This window comes from Rothia sp. 32237D007AR (assembly GCF_053544675.1).
The window spans coordinates 1-22,938 of record NZ_JBPPUO010000014.1 but is presented as its reverse complement, the minus strand read 5'-3'; the positions used below and the strand labels follow the sequence as shown (position 1 = coordinate 22,938).

Here is a 22,938-nt window from a genome sequence, read left to right as displayed (position 1 = left end):
TCTCAATAACTAATATGGTTTTTAGCTCCCCCAGCACCCACTAGAAAGACCCCCATGCACAACCAAAACCCCGCCCCATCTCCCTCATCTCGACTAGCCTCCTCCCGGCGTCCTTACCGGGCCCTGACCCTCTCAGCCCTAGCCATCGCCACCCTCGCCGGCTCAGCCCTACCTGCTATCGCAGGGCCCGACGACGGAAAAATCGTAGGCACCCAAGCCCACATTGATGCTCCCCAAACTGTCTGGGAAGAAGACACCTTTAACCTCTACGGCAAAATGCCCCACGGCGACCAGAAGGACGCCCTCATCCCCTTTGACCAGTCCGTTCTCTGGATCGGTAAAGGCTACTCCACCCGCGCAGAAGCCAAAAATCAGTACATCTTCACCGTGCCCGATTCCCCCAACACCCAGTTCCTCGGTGAACCCGGCGACAAACTCTACATGGCACCCTCCCTGCCCTACGGCAACCACGACCCAGCCTGGATCGGCTTCGGGGCAGATAGCAACATTCCCGTAGAAAACTTCCGCGACGGCACCTTCACCCTCGACCTGCTCAAGGTTGACGGCCCCGGCGTCATGGAAATGTTCACCTACCGCTCCAACTACTTCCCCAACGACGTGCGCCGCATGCTCAGCTCCACCGACCCCGACTTTCAATCGGCCGTACTCACCCCCGGCGCCCACACCCACAACTACACCACCTTCTCCCGCCCCGGCCGCTACGAAATCACCTACCGCACAGTAGCCCGCGGCCTTGATGGGCAAACCATCGAATCCAAACCAGTTACCGCCATCTGGCAGGTAGGCGGCAACCGCCCAGTTGACGGTGAAGGGGCAGCCACTGAGGCACCCCTCATTGACACCTACAACAAGGCCCTCACCACCGCCCTGAGCGCCGAAAACTACAGCCTAAGCCTTTCTCCCAAGCCCACCCAAGAGCAGGATGGGGACGAATCCCTCACCGACATCACCTTTGATGCCGGCCGCACCGACGTCTCAGGCACCCTAACCCTCTACAACCAGGGCTACTTCCTCACCGATGTGCGGGTCGAGGGCGGCACCGCCACCTGGTCTGAGATGCTCGGCTCCCTAGACTCCCAGATTCAGGGTGTCTTTATTCCTGACGGGGCTGCGGCAGGCTCTGGGGCAACCGCCGCCAAGTGGGTTACCCCCGCCCTAACCTACCAGCCAGAGCAGCAAGTAAGTGTGCGCTCAGATGCCGGTGAAGGACGCTGGCCCGCCCCCATCACTGACCCCGACAACACAGTGCTCCCCACTGGCCACCAGGCCCTCACCAGTGGAGATTACAGCGTCACCATCAAACCCTCTGAATATGAGGGCTACAACCTGGTGCAGATTAAGTTCGCTGACCCCACCGTGCGCGGCTACGTGGCAGGGGGCATGTTCCGCCGTGCCGAGGATGCCTCTGGGGCAGCTAACTGCTACGCCCACATTGATAACGGTGTGGCTAGCTGCTACCTCAGCGCAGCTAGCTGGCTCAAGGGCTACCACGCCATCTTCAACATCACTCCCCACCCCGACATGGACGCTCACACCGACCGTCACACGGTCACCAGCAACTATGTGCCCGGTGAGGAATATATGTCTAGCGGTTCGCTCCAACTGACCGAACCCCTAGCAGAACCGGCTCCTGAACCCTCTGCCAGCCCTGAACCCTCTGCCAGCCCTGAGCCTTCTACGAGTCCCGCGCCCACTGCGGAACCCAGCCAGCCTGCGCCGAGCCCTGAGCCCAGTGAGCCAGCACCGAGCGCGTCCTTACCTGCTCCTTCTACCACGGCTAGCCCTGAACCTACGGTCAGCCCGGAACCTTCCGCTAGCCCGGAACCTTCCGCTAGCCCCGAGCCCACCGTCAGCCCTTCCGCACCTGCCCAGATACTGCCAGATGCCAAACGCTGCCAGAGCCCCAGCATGGAAGGCCGCTACCTACTCACTAACGGCCACGTTGACATCAAGGCATCCTTAGCTGGCGGTGCCCTCAAGCTGGCCCTGAAAGATGAAACCTCATCTATTACCCGTGAAGCCGCTGACCGTTCCTTGAACGATGTAGTGCTTGGGGTAGGGGATAACGCTCGTTTCACCCGCCAGGAACAGATGATGGCCCCTGAACTGGACTTCCTCGGCCCCGCTGGTAGCGAGTTCTACGGCCTTCCACAAACTCAGCAGGCCGGAATTGTCTGGCCCGGTTGGAACACCCAAGACGTTGACTACACCCAGCTAGCAGGGCCTGTTACCTTGCACCTGGTACCCACCGCGCTGCCTGACGGTGCCGCTTACGGTGTCTACGAACAGGACTTTGCCGGAGGTGTGACCCTCCAGGCAGGAGGCGCAAGCAAAGACACCACCATCGACATTGATTTCGCCACCCACGCCCACGCAAACTGGGTCTTTACCGCCCCCGGCACCTACGCCTTTGACGTCTACTACAGCGCCCCGCTGCCGAACGGCACCATTGCCCGCAGTCAGACCCAGCAGGCAATCTTTGTGGTAGGTAACGCTACCCTGGAGGAATGCCTCACCGGTGCCAAGGATGAAACTCCTAGCCCTGAGCCCAGTGCAGAACCGACTGTCGAGCCTAGTGTGGAACCCACTGCCGAGCCCAGCCCTGAGCCCAGTGCAGAGCCTACTGTCGAGCCCAGCGCAGAACCGACTGTCGAGCCTACTGTTGAACCCACTGCCGAGCCCAGCCCTGAGCCCAGTGTTGAACCTAGCCCTGAGCCCAGTGCAGAGCCTACTGTTGAACCTAGCCCTGAGCCCAGCGTTGAACCGACAGTCGAGCCTAGTGTGGAACCCACTGCCGAACCCAGCGTTGAACCTAGCCCTGAGCCCAGCGTTGAACCGACCGTCGAGCCCACTGTTGAACCGACTGCCGAGCCTACTGTTGAACCCACCGCCGAGCCCAGCCAGGGGGCCGATGACGTCCGCACACCTGAAAGCACCGAAGCTGAGAACACCAGCCCTGCTGGCGCTGACTCGGGCAACACCGCATCAGCTAACGCCGGGGCAAACCCCAGCCAGCAAGCTGCCGGTGGAGCCACCCAACAGCCCTCCACCGGGGCAACTGAGTCCCCGTCAGCAGGCGGAGGTCGCCTGGCCTCAACCGGCGCCTCAGCCCTTGGTGTTTCCCTGGTTGGCGCGCTCGCGCTGGGTGCTGGCGTCCTGACTCTGCGCCGCCGCAAGCACTAACCTAGCCCAGCCCACTTACCCCCTTAAAATGCACAAACCCTGTAAAAATGGCAGGCGGCTGCATTTTTGAGGGGGTATTTTCTATCTGCCGCCCGGCCCAAGCCAACACAGGGGCGGCGTCATATACGCCTAGCGTGCCGCAAGAAGGCTTAGAATTGCTGAGGTTTATAAAGGAGTGCGCATGACACACGTTACTGACCCCCGCCGGGTCACCCTCTACACCTGGATCATCTCGGTGGGTGGTTTTCTCTTCGGCTACGACACCGGAATTATTAACGGTGCACTACCCTTCTTACAACAGGATTTCACACTGTCCCCTGCCGCTGAAGGTATGGCAACCTCAGCCCTGACCCTGGGTGCCGCCTTTGGTGCACTCCTTGCCGGGCAACTCATCGATCGGTTCGGACGCCGCCGCGTGCTCTTCACCCTCGCCCTCGTCTTCGCTGCTAGCTCCCTGGGCCTAGCCTTGGCCCCCACCCTTGGTATCTTCATTATTTTCCGTGTGCTGGTGGGCCTAGCGGTCGGTGCAGCCTCGGCGGTAGTGCCGATTTATCTGGCGGAGATTTCCCCGGCTAACCGCCGTGGGGCTATCGTGACGCGTAACCAGTTCATGATTGTCTTTGGTCAGCTCACCGCCTACGTGGTCAATGCCATGATTGGCAATATTTTTGCCCACCAGGTGATGATTTGGCGAGTCATGTTCGCTATCTCTATCGTCCCGGCCATCGTCCTTTTCGTGGGCATGTTCCTGGTGCCCGAATCGCCAGGGTACCGCCGGGAAGCCACCGCCGAGCGCGGTGCTTTCAAGCTGCTCTGGCGCGACCCGGCCCTGCGCACCACCCTACTTTTGGCTGCTTCTATCGGTATCGTGCAGCAAGCTACCGGCGTGAACGCCCTCATGTACTACGGCACCCAGGTGCTGCGTGAGGCAGGCTTCTCCACCGATGCGGCACTGACCGCTAATATCTCCAACGGTGTGCTGTCGGTGCTGGGTGCGGCGGTGGGTCTCTGGTTCGTGGGGCGCTTCCCCCGCCGCCTGGTACTGACCATCGGCCTGGCCGGCACCACCTTCTCACTGGCTATGCTGGCGGTGACCTCACAGGTGCTCGATGCTACCGCCCGCCCCTGGGCTACCTTGGCCATTTCGATTATCTTCCTGGTCTTCCAGCAAGGTGCTGTCTCGCCGGTGACCTGGGTGCTCATGAGCGAAGTTTTCCCTGCCCGCGTGCGCGGTGCCGGTATGGGCCTGGCTACCTTTGTCTCCTGGATTGCTAACTTTATGGTCTCTCTCTTCTTCCCGCAGATGGTTGCATCCCTGGGATTAGGTATGACCTTCGCGGTCTTTGCCGTTATTGGTATCGGCCTGATTACCTTTACCCGCGCGGCGGTACCCGAGACCGCCGGCCGCGATATGGACTAGCTGATTCCGGCGTCCGCTCTACTACTTTTCCCGCATTAAGGATTCCGATGGCTCGCCCTGACTACGGTATCGGCCCGCTGGCCCACGCCCTGGCAACTGACTTTGGCTACGAGTTCGCCTATGACGCCCCGCTGAGGTCGATGGCCTCTGGCTAGAAACCGCTGAACTTGAAAAGACCTACATCGACCTGACCGGTCGCGTCTTCACCCTGCTACTCAACGTTTTCTACATTGGGGACGAACGCCGCTACGGCTTCGCTCTCTTCGAGCTTGAGGACGCTACGGAGCAGGGCGCAGGGGCCGGTTCGGGCGCCGAAGCTGATACGGACGCCGGTGAGCGCCTGGTCCTGCAAGAGGACGGCCTGGCAAGTGCAACTGAGCTGAAGAATCGTGTGGCTGATGTGCTCACTGATTCTGCCCAGCTTCTCGCTGAGCAGGAGGCCTATGATTTGGGTGAGGCCATTCGCGCCGTTGATGCAGCCCATCCTGCCGAACCTGTGGATAACTCGCTCAACATTCAGTCATAAACACGTAAGGTACCCCCAGATTTGTCCACAAATCTCTAAAAGTCCTAGTGGGAATGAGAATTTCTCTCCATACTGGTGAACATGAACAATGTATCTCATCACCCTGCAAGCCCGGTTACCCCCTTGCCCTCTGCTCCGGTTCACCCTGGGCCGCAGCAGCTGAACCCACAGCCCGCAACCCCACACCTTAGCGCCCCGCATCCCGGCACTTCCAACCCTGGGGCTCCTCTCCCCGAGGAAGGAAAAAAGCTGAACCCTCTAGGCCTTGGGGCCCTAGCACTGATGGCACTACTCACCATCACCGGCATCATTGATTTCTTATTCATCGAGGGATCGTTTAACTTCATGCTGCCTAGAGGCATCAGCTGGGTCGGTGTTGTCGTCCTTGCCATCGTGGCTCTCTTCATGAAGGGGAAAGAAAAAGTTACCGCCACCATTGCCTTGACCATCGGGGGTGCCGTCATCATCTTCGTCCCACTGCTTATGGTGATTGGCTTCGCGATCTTCCTGATGCTCGGCAATATTTTTGTGTAAAAGATGGGTGCAGGGTGGTGCCGCTGCTTGTCATACTCAAGTATGATTTGTCATTTTTAGTATCAATACGGCCACACATAGGGCAGATAAGAACTTACACTGAAAGGACTACATCACATCTATTTCCCCTATTGATGAAGGCCCACAACCATGAGCACCACCCCCACCACCCCACCCCCTACACCGGGATCAGCACACCGGCGTGCACCAGCTAAAAAGAAAATGAGCACCCTCAGTAAGGTACTCATCGGCCTTGCCCTAGGCATCATCGCTCTGATCGCCATCGGTGCACTTCTCATCAACAGCATCTTCGGTAGCGGCACCAGCGCCCACTCAACTATTCCTTCCAGCGACTACCTGACTCTGAGCGATGAAGGTGTCAGCAACAAGGTGCGGGTGGACGGCACTGTGCAGCCCGGTGAAATTCGCTCCATTACCACCCACCTGACCAGCCCCGTTAGCTCCGTGGAGGTAGAAGTAGGTGACCGGGTAGAACTTGGCCAGACCCTAGCCACCATCGATACCTCCACCTTGCAAGGGGACCTTGACACCCAGCGCACCCAGCTGGACGGGTCCGTCACCACCGCCCAGAGTGCCCTGAACGCAGCACAGACCGCCTACGACCAGTACAGCCAGGGAATCGCCAACGGCACCAACCCCGAAATTCTGGCCGCCCTAGCCGCCCAGCGCACTGCTAACGAGCAGGTCACCCTAGCTGCGGCCGACCTCAAAACCAAGCAGCAGATGCGCGACCAGGCCGCTGCAGCCGGTGAAGACCTCACCCTCTTCAACGCCGACGTTGCCGCCGCAGAATCTGCCCTGCGCCTGGCTAACGGGGCCAAAACGGACGCAGACACCGGCGTCACCACCGCCCGCGCCGCCGCAAACACCCAGCTAGCAGCCCTGGAAACTGAACTCAACAACGCCCGCACCGCCCTGGCCAGCGCAGAAACCACCCGCAACCAGACAGTAGGTGCCCTACAAAGCGACCTCACCTCAGCTACCCTCACCTCACCCATCAACGGTGTAGTTATGAGCGTCGCTAAACCTGGTGCCCCGGCAAGTGGGCCTGTTGTTACTATCGGTGACGATTCCACGCTCACCATCACCACCAGCGTCCGCGAAGCTGATGTGGCCACCATTAAGGAAGGCAACCGCGTCACCTTCACCGCCGGAGCCACCGGAAGCAAGGAATACGCAGGCACCGTCACCTCCGTAGCCTCCATCGCTGACTCAGCCCAGCAGGGCAACGATGAAGCGGCCGGTGTAATGGCCGGTAACGGGTCAGCCCCCACCTTTACCGTCACCATCGAAGTCACCGGCAACCGTGAGGGCCTCTACCTGGGCTCATCTGTCAAGGCCAGCATCATCACCTCTGAAGAAGAGAGCTCCCTGGCTGTGCCCCTGGATGCGGTCTACACCAACGACCTCGGTAAGAAGAGCATCGTAGTGGCCGTACCCAACGATGATGGCTCCTTCACCCTCGAAGAGCGCCCTGTAGAAACTGGCCTAGCCAACGAATTCGATATCTCCCTTACCAGCGGTGAGGTGGCCAGCGGTGACATGGTACTCACCCCCGGCGAAACCTACCGCCACCGCGTGGGTGAAAAAGTCACCCTTGACGCCGGCACCAGCTTCGGGTGGTAGCCATGAGCACTCTGCTCGATATGCGAGGTATCGTCAAAACCTTCAACATGGGAACACCCAGCGCCATCACGGTACTCCCTGGCATCGACTTCCATGTTGATCACGGTGAGTTTGTGTCAGTGGTGGGCCAGTCAGGTTCCGGTAAAACCACACTGATGAACATCATCGGCCTACTCGATAGGGCCACCTACGGCTACTACACCTTCGCCGGTGAGGATATCCCTTCCCTCTCTGACGACGAACTGGCCTACTACCGCAGCCAGAACATTGGGTTCATCTTCCAAAGCTTTAACCTGGTGGGCCGTATCTCGGCTCTCAAAAACGTGGAAATGCCCATGATGTACGCCGGTGTGAACCCCCGCGACCGCCGCGACCGCGCCGCTCACCTGCTGGAGCAGATGGGCATGGCTGACCGTATGGATCATAGCCCTGCAGCTCTTTCAGGTGGCCAGAAACAGCGTGTTGCTATCGCCCGCGCCCTAGCCAACGACCCGCCCCTGCTCCTGGCGGACGAACCAACCGGCGCCCTGGACTCCCACACTGGGCGCATGGTCATGGACCTCTTCCATGAGCTTCACCAAGAGCAAGGTAAGACCATCGTCTTCATTACCCACAACCCTGAGCTGGCGGCTGAGACTGACCGCACCGTCACGATGGTAGATGGGCGGATTGAGCAGGAGGCCCGTCAATGAACCTACGAGAATCAATTTCCTTAGCCCTGGGGAGCTTACGCACCAATAAGATGCGTTCCTTCCTTACACTGTTGGGCATTATTGTGGGTATTGCATCTGTCATTACCATCATGACCCTGGGTCATTCCTTGAAAACTCAGGCTTCTGAGTCGATTGTGAGCTCTGGCGCCAATGACCTGATGGTGAATGTGGTCCCCCGCCCCACCGAGGAACAGGAAGAAGCTGGTTTGACCTCCGGCCCCATGGGTATGCCGAATGGGGAATACATTGAGCCCGCCGCTGAGTCTAAGTTTGATGAGCACGACATCGCCACTCTTAAAGAGGCCCTGGGCGATAACATTGCGGGCATTCCCATCGGGGCCAACTCCTATGTGAGTGTAAACCTCAGCGCCGGTGAGAGCCAGGCCCCCTACACCAACGCCCAGTTCGTCAATATGGATTACCTAGAGCTCAACCCGGTTACCCTGGTGGCAGGGCGCTCTTTAAGTCAAGCCGATATGGACGCCAAACGACCGGTCATCCTGCTTTCAACCGACCAGGCTCATCAGCTCTTTAGTGACCCGCAGGCGGCAGTAGGCAATGAAATCGATCTGCAATTTGGCATGACCTCGCGAAGCTTTATGGTGGTCGGGGTTTATCAAACCGAGGCTATAGGTAGCGGTATCTTCGCCTATACAGGGCCCGGCTCAGTCTACCTACCGGTTTCGCTGGAATCTGACATCGAATCCTATAGCAGCAACGGCTGGAACAGCATCACCGTACGCCCAGCAGAAGGTAAGGACCTGGGGCAGGTGAAGGCCCTGCTTCAGGCCCATCTGACCAGCATGTACCGTACCGATGAGCACTACATGGCTGAGATTCAAGACTTCTCGGCGATGACCGAGCAGTTCAACGCGGTTCTGGACGGCATCAGCGCAGCTATCTCGGCTATCGCCGGTATCTCGCTCCTGGTCGGTGGTATCGGTGTTATGAACATTATGCTCGTGACGGTGACCGAACGGACCCGCGAAATCGGTATCCGTAAGGCCCTGGGCGCAACCCGAGGGGCAATCCGCCTGCAGTTCGTGGTTGAAGCTATGATGGTCTGCCTGGTCGGTGGTCTACTGGGGGTACTGATAGGTGGTGGCCTAGGTATGCTGGGGGCCAGCCTGCTGGGGACCTTCGTTGTCCCACCGCTGGGTGCTGTGCTGCTGGCTCTAGGGTTCTCCCTGGCTATCGGCCTTTTCTTCGGCTACTACCCGGCCAATAAGGCCGCTAAGCTCGACCCCATCGAGGCCCTGCGCTACGAGTAGCTAGCGTAGAGTCTCACCGATTTTGAGGTGTACTACCGAGGGGCCGCGGGTAGCCAGGGCCTGCTGGACCGTCTCGGCCAGGGTTTCCATGGTCGCTGAGAAGCCGGTGGCACCAAAGCCCTCGGCTAGTTTCACCCAGTCAGGTTGCACTAAATCTACGGCTACGGGGGCGATGCCCCGGTCGCGCTCGTTTTGGCGGATTTCGCCGTAGCCGCCGTTCTCCACGCAGATAATCGGCAGGTCAAGCTGCTGCTCAACAGCGGTCATAAGCTCCTGAATGGCAAACATGAGGGCCCCATCGCCGAGCAGGCAGACCACCGGACGCTCGGGCGCAGCTATCTTGGCGCCAATGGCGGCAGGTAGCCCGTAGCCCAGGGTGGCGTAGGTGGCCATGTAGAGCAGGGAGTTGGGGCGGGCTGCCCGGTAGAAGGTGGTGGTGCCCATGTAGGTCACCTGGGAGGAGTCGCCGGCGATGATGGTGTGATCAGGCAGTATCTCCATGATTTTCTCGTTGAGTTCTGCCAGCTCGGGGGCTTTAGCGCGCCCTTCGTTGTCTAAGGCATCGAAGATGTCTTGTAGGTCGCGGGGGTCGCGGGAGCCGGGTGCTAGGTCGAGTTCGGCCAGGGCGTCCAGAAGCTGGGGGAGTACTGCCTGAGAGTTGCCGGGCAACTCAATATCGGGGGTGATGTTGGTGAGCATCTGGTCGCGCATGATGTCGATGCGGATGACGGGGCCTGCCGGGCGGATGTCGCCCTCCCAGAGTTCGGCTTCACCGATTTTGGAGCCGATGATGAGCATGGTGTCGGCGTGACGGCAGAAGGCGTGGGCGGCACTCAGGCGCAGGTCAGCCCCCAGGGAGAGCCGGTGTTTTTCGGGGATGGCACCCTTGCCGTTGATTGAGGTGATGACGGGTGCTTCGAGGGTTTCGGCTAGGCGGAGTAGGTCATCTGCTGCCCCGATGGCGCCGCCACCTGCGATGATGATGGGCCGCTGGGCTTCAGCTAGCATGCGGGCTGCTTCGTGCACATCGTCTGCGGGGGCAGGCTGGGGCTTGCCCAGGGGCCGGGCCTGCATGATAGCGGGGTCGAGTTCGACGTCGCGTTCGAGCACGTCGAGGGGCACTTCGATGTGGATGGGGCGCGGACGGCTGTGGGCGAAAGAGCGGAAGGCGTTATGGATGATATCCACGGCTTCTTCTGCGGAGTTCACGCGGCGGGAGAATTCGACGATGGAGTTAACGGCGCCGGTGGGGTTTTTTGTCTCGTGCAGGGAGCCGATGTCGCGGAATTCGTGGCCGACCGGGCGGCCGGGGGAGAGGACGATCATGGGGCGTGACTCGGCGTAGGCGGTGGCGGCACCTGAGAGGGAGTTGAGTAGGCCGGGCCCTGAGGTGGTAATGACGACGCCGGGTAGGCCGCGGGTCTGTGACCAGCCGTCCGCACCGTAGGCGGCACCTTGCTCATGGCGGGTGGTGACGGGGTGGATGCCCAGCTCTTTGAGGTGGCGGTAGAACTCGAGGTTGTGGGTGCCGGGGATACCGAAAATGGTGTCGATGCCGTAGTTGCGTAGGGTGGCCAGAATGGCGTAGCCGGCGTTGCGGCGGGGTTCGGTGCTTTCACCGGAACGGTCGGGGAGTGCAGGGTGAATCATGCTGGTCTTTCGGGGGAGGGGCTCTTAGGTTTAGCTTAGGGTGCTGGTGCGGAAAGTTACAGACTTTTTCCTCATGTAATGTTATGCAGGGCACAGCATGGTTATTAGTGGGTGTGATGCGGGAGATAGAGGGCCAACACAGGTGGTTGTCTGATAAACGCATACAGGAAATGTGTGTTAAATATGCCCAAACACCCATAGGTTGCTGAAGAATCCCTTAAATCTAGCTAGACTCACCAGGAGTAGCTAGGCACAATCATGCGCCATGCGACATACACCCACTTTTCAGGAGCACATCTCATGAAGACCTTTATCAAGACCGCGACAGTTACCTCCGCCGCCTTGGCGCTGCTAGCTGGTTCCGTTGCCACCGCAGCACAGGCCGAAGAAGCCCCTGCAGCCGCAACTACCTCTGCCGCAGCCGCTGGGCAGGGTGCCCTCAACGCCTGGTACCAGCCCGGCGAGCACGTCAAGACCGGCAACGGCCTCTTCGTTGTCTACGCAATGGGTATCGTAGCGGGCCCCGATGGAACTCCCAACGGTGCAGGCGCTGTTGAGAACTACGACCTCTCAAAGATCTACCTGGAACTCGTTGAACGCAACGGTGCTCAGGGCATCAAGGCAAACATCCGTGATGCAGTTAGCCTCGATGCCGAAATCGTCAATAGCGATTACACCGGCGCAATCGGTGCCTGGAGCTCATCTGACGAATCTGTGATCTCAGTTAACCCCAGCGGTAACTTCACCGTCGGCGCAAACGGTGCCGCTACTGTCTACTTCACCCCCGCTTTCATCCAGGACGAAACCGTAGTCTACTCTGATGGCGTCTACGCCATCGATCTGCAGGTTACTGACGGCAAGGTCGCCCTCGCCCCCGCATCAGCTCTCGGCCTACCCCTTAAGCTAGCTGACGGCATCATCCTCGCAACAGCCGCTGACGCACACCGCCAGACCGACGGCACCCCCGTTAACCTAGCTAGCGTTCCCGTTAGCGCTTTTGACGGTGCCGATGTAGTAGTAGATAACGCACACGCTTTGACTGTAGGGGACACCCTCAACGCCTACATCGAATACACTCATGCAGCTGGCCGTGCAGACATCGAAGCTATCTTCTCCGGTAATGAAGAGGCAGGCTTCATGGGTAAGTGGGTTTCTTCAAACCCCGAGGTTGTTAGCGTCAACGAAGAAGGCACCGTCCTGACTGCCGTTGGTGAAGGCACCGCAACCATCACTTACGTCCCTGACTACGTTGCAGGTGAGATCATTGCCGAAAGCCCCGTCACCTTCAGCACTGGCGTGACTGTAACCGCAGCTTCCCAGCAGCCTGCTGAAGAGCAACCCGCAGCAGAACAGCCCGCTTCTGAGCAGCCCGCTGCACAGAACCCTGCTGCCGGTGAATCTGTACCTGTAGCTAACAATGAGGCCGCTGTATCTTCTGCTCAGAACGCTGCTGCTGGCTCATCAAACGGTCAGCCCCAGGAGCTGGCAAACACTGGTGCTGAAGGTGTTGCACCTCTAGTTGCTGGCCTGGGTCTGCTGGCAGCCGGTGGTAGCGCTCTTGTCGTCTCCCGCCGCCGCGCACAGTAGTTCTCTGCTCACAATCTAGAGAACATCTAGCTAGCTCAAAGCGCCGCCACTTCTGAATGTTTCAGAAGCGGCGGCGCTTTGCTCACTGCTTGCGGGGAAAATACGGGAAAGTTTCATACAGAACACTCCACAAACTCAGCTAAATGTATGCATATTTATCTGAAAGAAGAGATAATAACAGTTAGTAGCTTGGGCAGTTGCCAGAAATATGCCATCGCTACCCCAACCAAAACACTCTCGTTTCAGATGAGCCCCCTACACCCCACTAATGGGATGGTAGGGCAGTACACACTACGCACCGAAGGAGAAATCTTCATGTCACTCCCCCCGGAGTCAGCAAACCCTCAGCCGCAGGGTAACGACGTCCCTACCCCTGGCCAGCCCGCGCAGCAGCAGCCCGCACAGCCCGCGCAGCAGCAGCCCGTCCAGTATGCACAGCAGGCACCTGCAGCACACGCTGCTCAGGGCCAGTTCCCTGCACAGCAGCAGCCCGTCCAGTATGCACAGCAGGCACCTGCAGCACAAGCTGCTCAGGGCCAGTTCCCTGCACAGCAGCAGCCCGTCCAGTATGCACAGCAGGCACCTGCAGCCCAGGCTGCTCAGGGCCAGTTCCCCGCGCAGCAATACGGCGCACCGGTTGCACCTGCCCAGCCCAGCCCCGCCCTTGAAGCACTCAAGGCACAGTTCACCACTCTTACCCTCAACTTCAAGAGCCAGAACCAGGCCAGCCAGCAGCTCGCCACCTCCCTGCCCCTCTTCTGGGTATTCAACTTCAGCATCATCTCTCTACTAGCAGGCCTGTGGGCTATCTCCCTGCTGAACACCGCCTCCAACCTGGCAAACTCAGCTGTCTACTACCTATTCAGCTATGGGTTGTTTTCACTCACCGGCGGCGAACTCTTCACCACCTTCCTCGTGGTCACCGCCGCAACCTTCGGAACCTTGGCGCTCCGTGCCGCCGGCCTCATGATGGCTCTCAACGGTGGAGACAAGAAATACCCCTTCAGCTACGCCGCTAACGTCTACGCAGAATCTAACGTAGCCCTCATCCCGGCCCTGCTGATTCTCTGGCTCCTGTCCCTAATCCCGGCCCCCGGTATCTTCCTCATCGTCCTTATCCTTATCTTCCTCTTCTTCATGGTCTGCTCACTCTTCCTGAACATCCAGGCCTACGTAGGTATGAGCCGCTCCACCCGCTTCGTTGGCTCCCCGGTCATGCGCTACATCCTCACCACCACCGGCGTCATCGTCGCCGCATGGATCGTCTGGTACGTTGCCTACCAGATCATCACTAGCGTCCTGTCCTAAGAGTTGATCATTATGCAAACACTTCGCTCACCTATGAAACGTGCGCACCTTGCGCTTTTGAGCATTATCGCTCTCGTCCTCACCGCCTGCGGTGCCGCCGTTAACACGACTCTATCCATAGACGACAACCTCAGCGGCTCCCGCACCATGGTCATGGAAATCGGCACCTCAGACAGCGAAAGCACCTCCCTCAAAGGTGGCCTGCCTGCCGTAGACGAATCCATCAAACGTCACCTACCTGCCGAACTTGAATACAGCGGCATCTCCACAGACGATAAAGGCTCCCGCGCCACTTTTACCCTCAAATTTAGCTCCGTAGATGACTACCAGACCAAGGTAGAATCACTGCTCAAATCCAGCGGTAAAGACCTGGAACCCACTATCGTCATCAACCTGGCAGACACCGGCCTCGTCACCGGCACCACAGTTCAAGAAAACTTCACCTCTGCCCAGCTCCTAGGCTGGCTGGGTGATGCCCTCAAGGCTGATGGCGTCTACTCAGATGGCAACATCTTCAGCGGTACCGAAGAAACTATTGTGCATGTCGGCGGCAAGGACCATAAGACCAACAGCACCATCAAGGTCTCAGACGTCACCGACAACGGTGTGCCCTCCTTGGGCGTACAGCTCATCTTTGAAGATGACGGCACCTACACCGGGCGCGTTGCCTTTGGTTCTACCACCCCTCTCGGCTCAGTCAAGCAGGGCTACGTTGATACCTACATCAGCGAAAACGCCCCCGAAGGTCACACCGTCTCCGCTATCGACAACACCACTTTCGCTGAGACCAACAACCTCTCAACCATCACTCACGGTCAGCTTGTTACCTTCTCTGCAACAGACATCAACGATTTCAACACTAAGTTGCAGAAACTGCTCTCATCTGACCAGAACGCCATCACTCTGACTGACCGCCCCTCTGAAACAGACAAGACCCTGTTCACAGCAAGCATTGAAGCTAAAATTACCTGCCCCACTGTCTGCTCCCCCGCAGGCAACGGCCCCCGCTTTGACGCAAAGGTCCCCAGCAACTGGCAAAAGTCTTACTCAGGGAACATCGACTCCGCTGAGGAATCTACCAAGATTTCCCGCACCTCCATTCTTGAATACACCTACTCCCTCACCTTCGATGCAGTAGATGTGAACCTAGATCTCAACGGTGACGGCGGCGGTGAAGCAACCTTCTCTTACTCACTGAACGCCGACCAGGCTAACCGAGTAGGGGACGGCCTGCAGGACTTCCTGGCACCTGAAGGTGACGGCACCAGCATCGACCGCTCTGAGTCTGATGGTATGGTCACCTACACCGCCACCATTGAAGGATCAGATGCCCAAGAACTCACCTCCCGCCTCTCTTCCTACGTGCCCGGTGCTCGTATCACCAAGGTAGAGCGTGAAGGCAACTGGTTCTCCAAGAAGTACGACCTGTACATCAACCTGCCTTTCTCTACCTCTGACTACGATGCAACTCTCGCCAACGGGTATAGCTACACCATTGACCTTCCGTCTCAGCACTCTATCCCTGAGGAATCACGCGCACAGATCGATGCCTCAGAAGTAGAACGCTCATCAGTTACCTTCAACAGTGAAACAAGCGATTACAAAAAGACAGAGCTTGCGATCAACGTTAAGACACCTAACTGGGTGGGCATCATCCTGGTAGGTCTGCTCGTTCTGATCCTGCTTGCCCTTATTGCTACCGCTTTCTTGTTCCGCGACCGCATTAAGGCAGCGATGGACGAACGCAAGCAGCAGGCCCCTGCCCAGCAGCCCTACGCCCCCCAGCAGGCTGCACCTGCTAACCCGTCTTACACCTCCCCGCAGAACCCTGCACCGGGGAACACCGACGGCGACCTTAGCTAAAGGGGGCAGAAACGCTCAAGCTACGGTTCCTACCTAGAAGCCCTAGTGTGAGTGTCTAAGAGCCACACAACAAACCAAAGCGCCTCCACTCCTGAACCATCAGAAGTGGAGGCGCTTTGGCGTGCCGAGCCCCAAATCTTAAAGAAACCTAGGCCGTGCACGGGGTAAAACCCTGCATGAGTGTTCCGATAAGACGCGAGGGAAGGGCGTCATATTTGCTGCTGCTAAAGACTCTTCCGTAGGCTAATTAAAGACAGATTAAATATATTCAGGAAATCATGTACCCCCATAATCCCCCATTCCTCAAAACCCTGACCATCAGCGTCCTCGCAACTCTCGCCCTGGCCGGCTGCTCCGCAACCACCCCCACCGCCGAGGCCCCCGCAACGGAAGCAGACTCCACACTCGTAGCAGCTAGCCCCGAACCTAGTACCTCCGAGGTGCCTAGTAAAGAAGTTCTCGGTGGCGGCGAAGAAATCTTCGCCCACCGCTACGTCGCCCTCTACGGTAACCCCTCCGGGCCCTCACTTGGCGTACTGGGCGAGCAAGACCCTGCCCAGTCTGTAGAGCGCGTCAAAGCACTCGCCGCAGAGTACCAGGCCCACACCGATGAGAAGGTCATCCCCGCCTTTGAAATCATCACCACTGTGGCAAGCTCCGAACCTGGCATTGACGGGGACTACTCCGATGAACCCACCATTGAAAGCCTAGAACCCATCATTGAAGAAGCCGAGAAAAACGGCATCTACGTGATTCTGGACTTCCAGCCCGGCCAGAACACCTTCCTAGAACAAATCAAACAGTACGAAGACCTGCTGAAAAAACCTAACGTAGGTCTAGGCCTTGACCCCGAATGGCGTATCTACCCCGGCCAGGTACACCTGCAACAAATCGGCACCGTAGACGCGACTGAAATCAACGAAACCCTAGATTATCTGGCGGCGCTGACAAATGAGCACGACCTGCCGCAGAAGATGGTGGTGCTGCACCAGTTCAAGCACTCCATGATTACTAACCGTGCCCTACTCGATACCAGCCACCCTGAGCTGGCCCTCACCCTGCACGCAGACGGCCACGGTACACCCGAGCTGAAAGACTCCACCTACCAGGAGCTAATCCGCGAACTTGACCCAGCAATCAAGCCTTCATGGAAGAACTTCTACGACGAAGATACCCCCACCCTGACCCCTGAGCAGACCTACGCCCTGACCCCCAAGCCCTACCTGGTGACCTACCAGTAGGTGCTAAGGGTGAATGTGCAGGGTTCTTAGCCTCTGTGCAGAGTTTTCCCTGCACACGACCTAAGAACCCTGCACAGCTGGATGCTACCCTTCCGCTGATATCTCTACCAGCCGGTACCAGCGTCCGCTCATAAAAATCGAAGCAGGCCTGGCCAAGCAGGGCCATAATCTTTTAACTTCATTTTCTGCAAACTTATACGCCTATAGGTGGGTGGAGAAAATAAGGACGCTTGCCCCCCGCCAGGTTCGCTTGTGGTAAGTGGAATAGCTTTGCTGCCTGGTGCATAAGTATCAGAACCGCTGCTGAGTCGCAGGGAAAACTACCCTGCCGCTGCTGCGCAGGCGGGTTATAGTGGTAGCAATTCTAGTGTGACCGGACGCACTTGCAGAGGGTCTGCCTGGGCATCTACCGCACCCTGAACACAGAGCCTGCTGCCAGCGTCCTAACCTTTTGGAGGACCCATGGCTCAAGCCTTCTTCTCAGCAGACCCCCACCGCGTCATTGCTGCCGGCACCGACGGCATTAAGCGCACCGGCCCCGTGGACGCCGCCCAAGTGCCCCGCTGGGCCGGGCTTGGCACCTTCGCCCGCCTACCCCGCCTCGACGAAGTCAAAAAAGCAGACATCGTGGTCGCCGGCATGCCCTGGGACTCCGGTGTCTCCTACCGCCCCGGTGCCCGTTTCGGCCCCAACCATGTGCGCGAATCCTCCCGCCTGCTGCGCCCCTTTAACCCCGCCGCCAACATCTCCCCCTTCAAAGAAGCCCAGGTAGCCGACGCCGGTGACATCATCGGCAACCCCTTCAACATCGAAGAAGCCCTTACCATGTTCGAGGCTGGTGCCCACCAGCTCACCAAGGACGGTGCCCGCCTGGTGACCATCGGCGGCGACCACACTATCGCCCTGGCCAACCTGCGCAACCTAGCTAAGAAGCACGGCAAAATTGCCCTGCTCCATTTTGACGCCCACTTGGATACCTGGGACACCTACTTCGGTGCCGAATACACCCACGGCACCCCCTTCCGCCGCGCCTTTGAAGAAGACCTCCTCGACACCGACGCTCTCTGCCACGTGGGCACCCGCGGCCCCCTCTACGGCACCGAAGACCTTGAGGACGATGCCCGCTTTGGCTTCGGTATTGTCACCAGCGCGGACGTCTACTACCTGGGCGTGCAGAAGGTCGTTGAGCTGCTGCGGGATCGCATCGGTGAGAGGCCCCTCTACCTGTCTATCGACATTGATGTGCTCGACCCCGCCCACGCACCGGGCACCGGCACCCCCGAAGCTGGCGGCATAACCTCCCGCGAACTTCTCGAGATTCTGCGCGGGCTGCGCGGGCTTAACCTGGTGGGCTCCGAGGTGGTCGAGGTCGCCCCGGCCTACGATCACGCTGAACTAACCGGCATCGCCGCCGCCCATGTGGTCTATGAGCTGATTTCCCTGCAGGCCGCCGGTGTGGGGGCTGGGCCGACTTCACCGGCGTCCGGCGTCGCTGATATTACCTACGGCAGTAAGGAATGACCATGAGCAAGATTGCTGAATTACTGGAACAAGCAACCCCAGCTGAGGCCCGCCTCATGCGCCACTTCGCTGACCGTGCTGCCGGGTTCCGCCCCTCAGCGGTACGCGATGTTTTTGAGGTTGCCATGCGCCCCGGCATTATCTCCCTGGCAGGCGGCAACCCCGACCTTGGACTCCTGCCCCTTGACCGGCTAGGGGGCATGGCTGCCTGCATCATCCAAGAAGAGGGTCTAGAGGTTCTGCAATACGGTTCAGGTGCTGGCCTGGAGACCCTAGCGGAGCTAGTCTGCGACCTTATGGAATCTGAGGGCGCCCGCCCGGCAGTCGATGGTATTCAGATGACCGCAGGCTCCCAGATGGGTCTGGACCTGGTCACTAAACTCTTTGTGAATCCCGGGGACGTGATCCTGGCTGAGGGCCCTACCTACACCGGCGCCCTGGGCGTCTTTGAGGGCTACCAGGCGGACGTCCGCCAGGTGCCCCTGGACGCGGACGGCCTGGACCCCGCCGCTGTGGCCCAGGCGATTGGGTCTATTCGGGCTGAGGGCAAGCAGGTTAAGTTCCTCTATACCATCCCTAACTTCCAGAACCCCACCGGTATTTCTTTATCGGGTAAGCGCCGGGCTGAGCTGGTGCGCCTCTGCCGTGAAGCTGGCGTGCTGATTGTTGAGGATAACCCCTACGGCCAGCTCTCCTTCAGTGGGGAACGCCGCCGCTCCCTGTATTCGCTGGACCCTGAGAACGTGCTCTACCTGGGCTCTTTTTCTAAGATTTTTTCACCCGGCCTGCGCGTGGGTTGGATGGTTGCGCCTTTCCGCGTGCGTAAGTTCCTGCAGATTGCGGGGGAGGCAGTAACTATTTGCCCCTCGGTGCTTTCGCAGCGCCTGGTGCTGGGCTTCATGAGTGAGGGCCTGTGGGAGTCCCACACCCGCGCCACCGCTGCCCTGTATGAGGCCCGCTGTAAGGCCGTGCTGGCCGCCTGCCAGAAGTACATGCCCCAAGGCACCACCTGGACGGTACCTGAGGGTGGTTTCTTCACCTGGCTGACCCTGCCCTTCGGTGGCAAGTACCAGGACGCGGCGGACGCCCTGACCCCTGCGATCGAGGCAGGTGTGGTTTTCATTCCTGGCTCGGCTTTCTACGAGCCGGTAGTCGGTGAGGACGGGGTTGCCCGCAACCCCGGCGCTAACCAGCTACGTATCGCCTTCTCAGCGATTGAACCGGACGCCCTGACCGAGGGAGTGCGGCGGCTGGCTGAGGTCATCGGGAGCGAGCGTGCGAGCTCCTAAGAGATGACCGAAGCGGGTGGGGTGGAGCGGCCGGAGAACCTGTCAAAAGATTGAACATGTGACCTGGATCTGTCAAAAAATCCCGAAATTTTTGACATATCGGCGGTTTTTGGGGCTTATATGTCAAAAAATGGGTAGATTTTGTATATGACCTGGTCTGCTGATGAACCCTACAACGACCTACCACCGTTACCGCCAGTCGGCTACGTGGAAACTACCCGCGTACTTAAGGCTGTCATCGAGGCGCGGGCAGCTATTGCTGGTTTAAATGAGGCCCTGGTGTCTCTGCCTAATCCGAGTATCTTCCTGCATTCTCTTGCCCTGCTTGAGGCCCAGGCTAGCTCTGAGATTGAGAACATTGTAACTACCACCGACGAACTCTTTAAGGCGGCAACGGTATCAACGGAGGCTAGTGGAGCAACCCGGGAGGCTCTGCGTTACCAAAAAGCCCTCTTCGCTGGGCTTGAAGCGATGCGGGAACGTCAGGGTATTATCACTGCTAATACTGCCCGGGAAATCTGTAGCACTATCCGTGACGTTGATACTCAGGTGAGGCACGGGGACGGTGTGTATATCGGTAACCCGGTAACTCGCCGTCGTATCTACACCCCGCCTCAGGGAGCTGAGGTGATTTCTGAGAGGCTGAACAACTGGGAAGAGTTCGTGAACTCTGCTGATAGCTTTGACCCGTTGGTGAAGGTTGCGCTTGCCCATTATCAGTTTGAGGCCATCCATCCTTTCGACGATGGCAATGGGCGTACTGGACGAATTCTGAACGTGCTGATGCTGGTATCTTCTGGGCTTTTGAGCGAACCTATTCTTTATATTTCCCAGAGCATCATTGCACAGAAGAATGACTACTACCGCCTTTTGAATGCGGTGACCTCGGAAGGGGCCTGGGAAGACTGGACGCTCTACATGGTTGAAGCTATGCGTTCAACGGCAGTGAGTACTCTGCAGAAGATTAAGCAGATTCAGGCCTTGCAGGAACAGGTAAAAGAATCTGTTGGCTCTCAGATGCCGGTAGGTGTTGTAGATCTTCTTTTTGAGCAGCCCTACTGCCGTATTAAGGACGTGGTGGGTCGCTGCTCGGTGACCCGCCAGACCGTAACCAAGTACCTGGGGGAGCTTGTCTTGGCCGGGGTGCTGCGGGAAGAAAAAGTTGGTAGAGAGAAGCTCTTTGTGAATGAGGGGCTGATGGATATTTTGAAGAGTGACGTGGTGAAAGGGTAGAACTCCTCGTCGTATTCGCTCTGTGCCGGTTTATCGCTGCATACGGCCTGAGGGGTCTGCGCGGATTGATAGGGGAGATGTACATTGAAATGTGCAAAACCATGTACATCATGTGTATAAGTGTGTATATATGTACATATGGAATGGACATTAGAACATCTCAATGAGACCCTGAACCGGCTCAGAACCTACGGTTCCGAAGAACCCCGCCTCGAAATTAAAAAGGCAACGGAAGGCTACCCCACCAGTATCGCTGAAACCCTCTGTGCCTTCTCCAATATGCCTGACGGGGGAACCCTTATCTGCGGTATCGATGAAGCAGAGAACTTCTCCGTTGTTGGAGTCTATGACATAGATGAACTTGAAAAGTCCATTGCCTCTGCCCTGCGAAACTCTTTGACCCCTAAGGGGAACGCCACCTTTGATCGCATAACAGCGGGTGATGCTGCCGTCCTCATCGTGAGCGTTGCGCCCCTCCCCCTGGTTGACCGCCCCTGCTATTACCGGGGCAAGGCCTACATGCGCTATTCCGACGGCGACTACGCCATGGACGACTACGAGATTACCCGTGTTCTGGCCGCACGGGAACGCAGGCAGCATGACCTTGAAGCGGTTGCTCACACGAGCCCTGAAGACCTCGATAGGCGGTACACCGAAAAATTTGTTTCAGCTGCCCGGCATACTTCGCAACGGCTGAGTCAGATAGACGACAAGGTCGTGCTTGCTCGCAAAAGCGTTACTACAGCAGACCACCGACAGCTGACCCTGGCTGGCTTGTATGCCCTGGGTAACTACCCGCAGCAGTTCTACCCTGCTCTCAAAGTTTCTGGGTGGGTTGAAGATGAGGTCTTGCGTAATGCAGACAAGTTAGAAGCTGACGGCCCCTTGGTAGAGATGCTGGAGCAAACCCTGCAATGGTTAGTAAGAAATCTTCGTTTTTCTGTGGTTCCTGATGGTCAGGGAGGGCTGAAAAATCAGCCTGAGATTCCGCTCATTGTGCTTCGTGAGCTGGTGGCGAATGCTCTGGTTCACCGTGCCCTTGATGCTGATACTGCCTACGCGAAAGACGTTGTTGTTCGGGTTTATCGCAATCGCATTGTTATCACTAACCCTGGAGGGTTATGGGCTGTGACTACTGCCAACCTTGCTCAACCGGGGCACAAAACTGCGGTTAATTCTGCCCTCTATGAAATTTGTAAACTTGCTCAGATTTCTGATGGTTCCAGGGTGATTGAGGGTGAAGGGAACGGTATTTTTGAGGCTCAAAAGGCCATGCGGCAGGCCGGTCTGCCGCCGCTGGAGTTTGTAGATAAGGGCTTCCAATTTACTGTGATTATTCGGCGCCCTTCGATGGACGTGCAGAAGGACGAAGTAGCTCAGCTTCTTGAGTCTGGGCAGGACGGTGCGCCTCTGGAGCTTGCAGAAACTGAGCAGAAAATCTACTCTTATCTGCTCCAGGGCGGCGATCGAACCGTCGCAGAAATTATGGAGGGGCTTCAACTGACCCGCCGACAGGTTGCCTACAATCTCGGTAAGCTCAAGGACACTGGGCTCATTAGCTCTTCTCATGTTCCTGGGAAGCGTGGGGCAGTCTATGGTGTTGCCGGGTAGCTCTCAGCAGGTGGAAGTAGCTGTCTAGCGCGGAACCTGTCAAAAACGCGAAAATTTTGAAATATCAGCAGTTTTGAGGGCCTACCTCCCAAAAAATCGGTAGATTTTGTACATGATCTGGTCTGTCGATGAACCCCACAACGACCTATCGCCGCTGTCAAATATCTGGGTGAGTATGTCGCAGCTGGGGTGCTTCGGGAAGAAAAATTTGGTAGAGAGAAGCTCTTCTTGAGTGAAGAGATTATGAGGCTTATTCAAAAGTAGACACGCACCCCACACCCACCAACTAGACAACGGCCCCACCCGCGGCAAAAATATGA

Annotated in this window: 18 protein-coding genes; 16 read left to right on the top strand and 2 right to left on the bottom strand. The window is 58.1% G+C overall.

The features are described from left to right. Positions 1-54 precede the first annotated feature (54 nt). On the top strand, positions 55-3,204 hold the full coding sequence (locus ACED87_RS08525; RefSeq protein ID WP_449083801.1) for a choice-of-anchor M domain-containing protein: 3,150 nt from the start codon (positions 55-57) through the stop codon (positions 3,202-3,204). Positions 3,205-3,385: 181 nt separating this feature from the next. Continuing rightward, positions 3,386-4,624 carry an MFS transporter gene (locus tag ACED87_RS08520; protein ID WP_449083799.1) on the top strand — a complete coding sequence of 413 codons (1,239 nt, stop codon included), beginning with the start codon at positions 3,386-3,388 and terminating at the stop codon, positions 4,622-4,624. 211 nt (positions 4,625-4,835) lie between these two features. Here ACED87_RS08520 and ACED87_RS08515 read toward each other — a convergent pair whose 3' ends face one another. Beyond that, positions 4,836-4,976, bottom strand: coding sequence for a hypothetical protein (locus ACED87_RS08515; RefSeq protein WP_449083797.1), 141 nt, complete (start codon positions 4,974-4,976; stop codon positions 4,836-4,838). A 39-nt stretch (positions 4,977-5,015) separates the two neighbouring features. Here ACED87_RS08515 and ACED87_RS08510 point away from each other — a divergent pair, with 39 nt between their 5' ends. The 5 genes from ACED87_RS08510 (at position 5,016) to ACED87_RS08490 (ending at position 9,315) form a co-directional block, all read left to right on the top strand. Next, positions 5,016-5,150: a hypothetical protein gene (locus ACED87_RS08510; RefSeq protein WP_449083795.1), complete on the top strand. Its 135-nt coding sequence runs from the start codon at positions 5,016-5,018 to the stop codon at positions 5,148-5,150. Positions 5,151-5,432: 282 nt separating this feature from the next. Next, complete coding sequence (locus ACED87_RS08505; RefSeq protein ID WP_449083793.1) at positions 5,433-5,684, top strand: hypothetical protein; 252 nt, start codon at positions 5,433-5,435, stop codon at positions 5,682-5,684. Positions 5,685-5,906: 222 nt separating this feature from the next. Continuing rightward, positions 5,907-7,331: an efflux RND transporter periplasmic adaptor subunit gene (locus ACED87_RS08500; protein WP_449083792.1), complete on the top strand. Its 1,425-nt coding sequence runs from the start codon at positions 5,907-5,909 to the stop codon at positions 7,329-7,331. A gap of 2 nt (positions 7,332-7,333) precedes the next feature. Then, a complete protein-coding gene (locus ACED87_RS08495) occupies positions 7,334-8,023 on the top strand; it encodes an ABC transporter ATP-binding protein (protein ID WP_449083790.1) in 690 nt (229 codons plus the stop codon). Then, complete coding sequence (locus ACED87_RS08490) at positions 8,020-9,315, top strand: ABC transporter permease (protein ID WP_449083788.1); 1,296 nt, start codon at positions 8,020-8,022, stop codon at positions 9,313-9,315. The genes ACED87_RS08495 and ACED87_RS08490 overlap by 4 nt, the downstream gene beginning before the upstream one ends. Here the strand turns inward: ACED87_RS08490 and ACED87_RS08485 are convergent, their stop codons facing one another. Continuing rightward, positions 9,316-10,965 carry a thiamine pyrophosphate-binding protein gene (locus ACED87_RS08485; protein WP_449083786.1) on the bottom strand — a complete coding sequence of 550 codons (1,650 nt, stop codon included), beginning with the start codon at positions 10,963-10,965 and terminating at the stop codon, positions 9,316-9,318. It abuts the gene before it with no gap. 300 nt (positions 10,966-11,265) lie between these two features. Between ACED87_RS08485 and ACED87_RS08480 the strand changes: the two genes are divergently transcribed. The 9 genes from ACED87_RS08480 (at position 11,266) to ACED87_RS08440 (ending at position 22,882) form a co-directional block, all read left to right on the top strand. Continuing rightward, positions 11,266-12,552: an Ig-like domain-containing protein gene (locus tag ACED87_RS08480; RefSeq protein WP_449089932.1), complete on the top strand. Its 1,287-nt coding sequence runs from the start codon at positions 11,266-11,268 to the stop codon at positions 12,550-12,552. 315 nt (positions 12,553-12,867) lie between these two features. Beyond that, the gene (locus ACED87_RS08475) at positions 12,868-13,860 is read left to right on the top strand and encodes a hypothetical protein (protein WP_449089931.1); all 993 of its coding nucleotides are present in this window, start codon (positions 12,868-12,870) and stop codon (positions 13,858-13,860) included. 12 nt (positions 13,861-13,872) lie between these two features. Beyond that, the gene (locus tag ACED87_RS08470; protein WP_449089930.1) at positions 13,873-15,723 is read left to right on the top strand and encodes a hypothetical protein; all 1,851 of its coding nucleotides are present in this window, start codon (positions 13,873-13,875) and stop codon (positions 15,721-15,723) included. 278 nt (positions 15,724-16,001) lie between these two features. Beyond that, positions 16,002-16,964, top strand: a complete 963-nt coding sequence (locus ACED87_RS08465; protein WP_449089929.1) for a hypothetical protein — start codon at positions 16,002-16,004, stop codon at positions 16,962-16,964. A gap of 462 nt (positions 16,965-17,426) precedes the next feature. Continuing rightward, entirely contained in the window at positions 17,427-18,485 is a 1,059-nt protein-coding gene (speB, locus tag ACED87_RS08460) for an agmatinase (protein ID WP_449089927.1), read from the top strand. A gap of 2 nt (positions 18,486-18,487) precedes the next feature. Then, complete coding sequence (locus tag ACED87_RS08455) at positions 18,488-19,774, top strand: aminotransferase-like domain-containing protein (protein ID WP_449089926.1); 1,287 nt, start codon at positions 18,488-18,490, stop codon at positions 19,772-19,774. A gap of 147 nt (positions 19,775-19,921) precedes the next feature. After that, positions 19,922-21,007 carry a Fic family protein gene (locus ACED87_RS08450; RefSeq protein WP_449089924.1) on the top strand — a complete coding sequence of 362 codons (1,086 nt, stop codon included), beginning with the start codon at positions 19,922-19,924 and terminating at the stop codon, positions 21,005-21,007. 138 nt (positions 21,008-21,145) lie between these two features. Further along, positions 21,146-22,618: an ATP-binding protein gene (locus ACED87_RS08445; protein WP_449089922.1), complete on the top strand. Its 1,473-nt coding sequence runs from the start codon at positions 21,146-21,148 to the stop codon at positions 22,616-22,618. A gap of 147 nt (positions 22,619-22,765) precedes the next feature. Next, entirely contained in the window at positions 22,766-22,882 is a 117-nt protein-coding gene (locus ACED87_RS08440) for a hypothetical protein (protein WP_449083861.1), read from the top strand. Positions 22,883-22,938: the final 56 nt, after the last annotated feature.

Excerpts from the sequence above, each read along its gene's own strand:
- ACED87_RS08445 (WP_449089922.1), top strand. The coding sequence starts at position 21,146 with ATGGAATGGACATTAGAACATCTCAATGAGACCCTGAACCGGCTCAGA.
- ACED87_RS08480 (WP_449089932.1), top strand. The coding sequence starts at position 11,266 with ATGAAGACCTTTATCAAGACCGCGACAGTTACCTCCGCCGCCTTGGCG.
- ACED87_RS08470 (WP_449089930.1), top strand. The coding sequence starts at position 13,873 with ATGCAAACACTTCGCTCACCTATGAAACGTGCGCACCTTGCGCTTTTG.
- ACED87_RS08500 (WP_449083792.1), top strand. The coding sequence starts at position 5,907 with ATGAGCACCCTCAGTAAGGTACTCATCGGCCTTGCCCTAGGCATCATC.
- ACED87_RS08455 (WP_449089926.1), top strand. The coding sequence starts at position 18,488 with ATGAGCAAGATTGCTGAATTACTGGAACAAGCAACCCCAGCTGAGGCC.
- ACED87_RS08475 (WP_449089931.1), top strand. The coding sequence starts at position 12,868 with ATGTCACTCCCCCCGGAGTCAGCAAACCCTCAGCCGCAGGGTAACGAC.
- ACED87_RS08525 (WP_449083801.1), top strand. The coding sequence starts at position 55 with ATGCACAACCAAAACCCCGCCCCATCTCCCTCATCTCGACTAGCCTCC.
- ACED87_RS08495 (WP_449083790.1), top strand. The coding sequence starts at position 7,334 with ATGAGCACTCTGCTCGATATGCGAGGTATCGTCAAAACCTTCAACATG.
- ACED87_RS08490 (WP_449083788.1), top strand. The coding sequence starts at position 8,020 with ATGAACCTACGAGAATCAATTTCCTTAGCCCTGGGGAGCTTACGCACC.
- ACED87_RS08485 (WP_449083786.1), bottom strand. The coding sequence starts at position 10,965 with ATGATTCACCCTGCACTCCCCGACCGTTCCGGTGAAAGCACCGAACCC.
- ACED87_RS08450 (WP_449089924.1), top strand. The coding sequence starts at position 19,922 with ATGACCTGGTCTGCTGATGAACCCTACAACGACCTACCACCGTTACCG.
- ACED87_RS08520 (WP_449083799.1), top strand. The coding sequence starts at position 3,386 with ATGACACACGTTACTGACCCCCGCCGGGTCACCCTCTACACCTGGATC.
- ACED87_RS08465 (WP_449089929.1), top strand. The coding sequence starts at position 16,002 with ATGTACCCCCATAATCCCCCATTCCTCAAAACCCTGACCATCAGCGTC.
- speB (WP_449089927.1), top strand. The coding sequence starts at position 17,427 with ATGGCTCAAGCCTTCTTCTCAGCAGACCCCCACCGCGTCATTGCTGCC.
- ACED87_RS08505 (WP_449083793.1), top strand. The coding sequence starts at position 5,433 with ATGGCACTACTCACCATCACCGGCATCATTGATTTCTTATTCATCGAG.